Raw genomic sequence first — 4,058 nt, 5'->3', positions numbered from 1 at the left:
CGCCAACGCGTCGGGGCCCTTTCTTTTTTCCCTCAAGGCGTCAGAGGAGGTCTCGGCGATCCCGATCCTGGGGCCGCTGCCGCCTGGACGCGCCCGGCTCGGAGCAGGTCCTGGGCATCGCACGAGCACGCGCCTTTCCTCGGCGACTGCACCCCGCCGGCGACGCCTTCGCCCGCCGTCGAGTCGTTGACCGATATGCAGCCTGCCGACCGCGCATGGCCATGGGGCCTCCGCGAGGGGAGGCGCGTTCCCCAATGCAAGGGCCGGATCGGGGCAGGGGCGAGCGCCATCCTCAGCACTCCGGGTGGGCCGGAAAATTTTTCGGGAGAAAATCCGTGAGGGGTGTCGGATCGGGGCGGGGGCGTTCGTAGCAGGGATGAGGCCGCCGCAAGAGGCGCGCGACCAGCTTCTCGCTCGTAAGGAGTCACCATGACCGCCACCTACACCTTCGACATCTTCTCCACGCTCGACGGCTACGCCAACCACAAGGGCGACTGGGGCGGCTACTGGGGCAAGCAGGGCCCCGAGTTCCTCGCACACCGCGCGGCCGCCTACCGTGAGCCGCTGCGCATGGTGCTCGGGTCCAAGACGTACTCGTCGAACGCGCCGTTCCTGGCCCCGGGCTTCGACCGCAGCCTCTTCGACGAGTGGATCACGCACATGTTCGACTCGCCGGTCACGGTGCTCTCCAACCGGCTGACGGAGCCGCTGGCGTGGCCGGGCACGACCATCGAGCCCGGCGACCCCGTCGAGGTGATCAGGCGTCTCAAGGCCGAGTCCGACGTGCCGCTGCGCTCCCACGGCAGCCTGATGCTCAACCGAACGCTCCTGAACGCCGGCCTCGTCGACATCATCGAGGTGACCGTCTTCCCGGTCATCAGCGGTGCGACCGGCGTGGACCGGATCTTCGACGGCGCGGACGACTTCGACCTGGAGCTGATCGAGGCCCGAACCTTCGACACCAACACGCAGGTCCTGACCTACCGACCGACCCGACACGGTTGATCCCCCGGACGCGACGGGTGGTGGTCATGGAGCGAGCGGGATGAGGCGAGCGGGGCGATGCTGCTGCAACCCGCCGCATGGACGGACCGGCCGCGCTGGTGATCCGCCTGGGCCACCTACACGGCTCGGTCTGGCCCGCTCTGAGATCCTACGCGGCTTCGTCCGGCCCGCTTTGGAACCCTGCGCGGCTACGCCTGGCCCGCCCTGGAACGCTACGCGACCACGCCTGGCTGTCCCTGGGACCCTCGCGGCCTCCGCTTGACCGTCAGGTGCTCTAGGGCTTTGCCCTGCCCGCCCCGGAGTCCCGCCTGGCTTGGTCTGTCCGTCCCGGGGCCCAGTCGGCTTTCGTCGGCCCTGCTCGGCACCCCGTCCGCCGATGACCTCCACGGTTGGGCGGTGTTGCAGGTCGGGACCGCCGGTACGGTCGCGACCCGGCAGTGGTTGGGCGGCGGTCGCGCAGTGTCTCACGCAACTGGCCGGTGTCTCCGACGCGCGGCAACTGCTGAACCTGGATGGCGGTGAGCTCCAGGCGTCTGCTCGCGAGCTGTAAGACATCCAGTTCGCCGGCACCGCCTTCCACCTCGTGTCGACCCACCTCGTGTCGACGGCACCCTCGTCCCCGAGCTGCCGACGAAGCGCATCGCCTCACCCGACGGCCCGGCCAAGCCGGTCATCATCGGCACCACACTCGACGAGGCCCGCTACTGGATGTCCTACCTGCCCGAGATCGACAGGCTGCCTCAGCGCTATTACGAGCCCTGGCTGCGCTCCCTGGTCGGTGACCGAACGCAGGTGGTCATCGACGCGTACCGGAGCGAGCGCCCCGACTTCACCGCCGCGCAGGTCCGGATCGCGCTCAACGGCGACGTCGGGTTCCGCATGCCCGCCGTCCGGATGGCCGCCGCGCCCGAGTTCGTTGGCAGTGACCTGGCCAACGTCCGGCTGCCGGAGGCCGTCCAGGAGCTGCGGACCTCTTGCGCTCGCACCGGCACCCCCACCAACCCCTGGTGATCGCCGCCGTCATCGGCTGGCCCTGGGGCGATGTCGGCGCCGTCGTTCTGGCCGCTCTGACGCTGGCGTTGTCCTCGGCATCCGGCAGCCGCGCCGGCGGGCTCATGGCAGGAGCAGGAAAGCCGGCTCAGGGCTCAGCGCGGGATGCGAGTTGATGACCGCGCATGGCAAGAACGCCGCCCTGGCGACCTGCCTCTCCGGCAGGGTTCGGGTCACGGAAGACCTGTGGCCACCAGGGCCCGGTGGTCAGCACCTCCTGCTTGCCGCCTCGCGCAGTTTGGGGAACGTGCGCAGGAAGTTCGGCCTTGCCCGTCCATTCGGCCCGCCCATAGGCCGGTCAGGGCTCGTACAGTGCTGGGGCGCGGAGATCAGACGTGCAGCTCGCCGGAGAGGACGGTGATCGCCCGGCCCGCGAGGTGGACGCGGTCGCCGGCGTGGGTGACGTGGACGAGGCCGCCTCGGGACGAGAGCTGGGCGCCCACCAGTGAGGTACGGCCCAGGCGTTGCGACCAGTACGGGGACAGGGCGCAGTGGGCCGAGCCGGTCACCGGGTCCTCCGGGACGCCCACCCTGGGGGCGAAGAAGCGGGAGACGAAGTCGGTTTTGGTGCCGGGGGCTGTGACGATGATTCCTCTTGCGTCAATGAGGTTTAGAGCGGCTATGTCGGGGGTAAGAGCGATTACCGCTTCTTCCGACTCCAGCTCCACCAGGAGGTCGAGCTGACTTTTCCCGACCCGCACCGGGGAAGCGCCGAGGGCTTTCGCCAGCCCGGGAGGGGCCTCGCTCAGCGTGACCTCCTTGGCGGGGAAATCCATTGTGATCATGCCGTCGGGGCGCCGATTCACGGTAAGCGTGCCGCTGGCCGTGCTGAATTCGAGCGGCCCCTCCGCCGCACCGGTCGAATAGAGGACGTGTGCGGTCGCGAGGGTGGCGTGACCACACAGCGTGACCTCAACGACAGGGGTGAACCACCGTAGCGCATCCCCTAGCAGGAAGGCGGTCTCGGAGAGGTTCATCTCCGCGGCTACGCTCTGCATCCATTGCGCAGTAACCGGAGTGTCCAACAGGCAGACAGCCGCGGGATTACCCTGGAAAGCTGAGTCAGTGAAGGCGTCGACCGTGAAGAGGCGCATGTGGCTGATGGTATACGGGGGTCGGATATCCAGCTGCAAGCAGGCTGCAAGCCGTACAAAATGGAATTAGGGCTGGGCGTGTCGCGTGGCGAATGCGGAATCGTCGGTTACCGTCCAATGTGTAGGGACGTGCCGATTACGGTGAGTTCCTGAGGAAAGGACAAGCCGATGGGGGCAGTGCGCAAGGTGGTGAGCTACCTTGGCCTGAGCGGGGTCGATCACTACGACGAGGGCTATGACGACGACGAGCAGTACGAGGACGAGTACGTCCCCGCGACCGAGCGGGCCGCCAGGCGGTGGCGCGCGAACGTCGACTCCTCGCGGATCGTGATGGTTCAGCCGCTCAAGTACAACGACGCACCGTTGATCGGCCAGCACTTCCGAGACGGTCAGACGGTGATCATGGACGTCACGGGCATGTCGATGCCCGAGGCGACGCGGATGGTGGACTTCGCCGCCGGGCTGGCATTCGGCTGCGAGGGGCGGATCGAGCGCATCGCCGAGCGCGTCTTCCTCCTCGCGCCGGCTCACGTGGAGATCGAGACCACCTGAGCCCGTAGAGACACCTGAGCTGAGCATCGAGGAACCTGCCCTGGGCGAGGGGCGGGTTCCTCGTCATTTTGCGGCCCGGCTCGTAGTCGTCTTGCGGCCCGGCTCGGAACGGCGCCCAGCCCCTCGCTCCGACTGGCCGACTGCGCGCTCAGCCCTCGCTCTTGCTCAGCCTGCATTGTGCGCACCGTGCCCGCTGTGCCCGGCGGTGCGCGCGCCTGTGCCTGGGGTGCGCGCTGTGTCCGGTCTGGGCAACGTGTAGGCAGCCGGTGTCAGGGGCAGCCGTGCGGTGCGGCTGGCCGTGCGATGTGGGCGTTGCCGTCGCGCGGTGGGGACCTTCCCGTCGTGTGGCCGGCGGTG

4 protein-coding genes are annotated in these 4,058 nt (G+C 68.5%); 3 read left to right on the top strand and 1 reads right to left on the bottom strand.

Translation table 11 applies throughout. From position 1 onward, the window contains the following. The first annotated feature begins 429 nt into the window (after nt 1-429). Both HCN51_RS57540 and HCN51_RS57535 read left to right on the top strand, forming a co-directional pair. Nucleotides 430-1,005, top strand: a complete 576-nt coding sequence (locus HCN51_RS57540; RefSeq protein ID WP_168022204.1) for a dihydrofolate reductase family protein — start codon at nt 430-432, stop codon at nt 1,003-1,005. A gap of 708 nt (nt 1,006-1,713) precedes the next feature. Continuing rightward, a complete protein-coding gene (locus tag HCN51_RS57535; protein ID WP_168022203.1) occupies nt 1,714-2,016 on the top strand; it encodes a hypothetical protein in 303 nt (100 codons plus the stop codon). 368 nt (nt 2,017-2,384) lie between these two features. On the opposite strand, the gene HCN51_RS57530 is transcribed toward HCN51_RS57535, so the two are convergent. Continuing rightward, a complete protein-coding gene (locus HCN51_RS57530) occupies nt 2,385-3,149 on the bottom strand; it encodes a PhzF family phenazine biosynthesis protein (RefSeq protein WP_168022202.1) in 765 nt (254 codons plus the stop codon). A gap of 168 nt (nt 3,150-3,317) precedes the next feature. On the opposite strand from HCN51_RS57530, the gene HCN51_RS57525 reads away from it, so the two are divergent. After that, nucleotides 3,318-3,701 carry a cell division protein SepF gene (locus HCN51_RS57525; protein ID WP_080044678.1) on the top strand — a complete coding sequence of 128 codons (384 nt, stop codon included), beginning with the start codon at nt 3,318-3,320 and terminating at the stop codon, nt 3,699-3,701. The last annotated feature ends 357 nt before the right edge of the window (nt 3,702-4,058 follow it).

Origin of the sequence: Nonomuraea composti (genome assembly GCF_012034275.1) — a bacterium.
In the GTDB taxonomy this organism is placed as follows: Bacteria; Actinomycetota; Actinomycetes; order Streptosporangiales; family Streptosporangiaceae; genus Nonomuraea; species Nonomuraea composti.
Note: the sequence above shows the minus strand (reverse complement) of the source record. Positions and strands in the feature narration are given on the sequence as shown.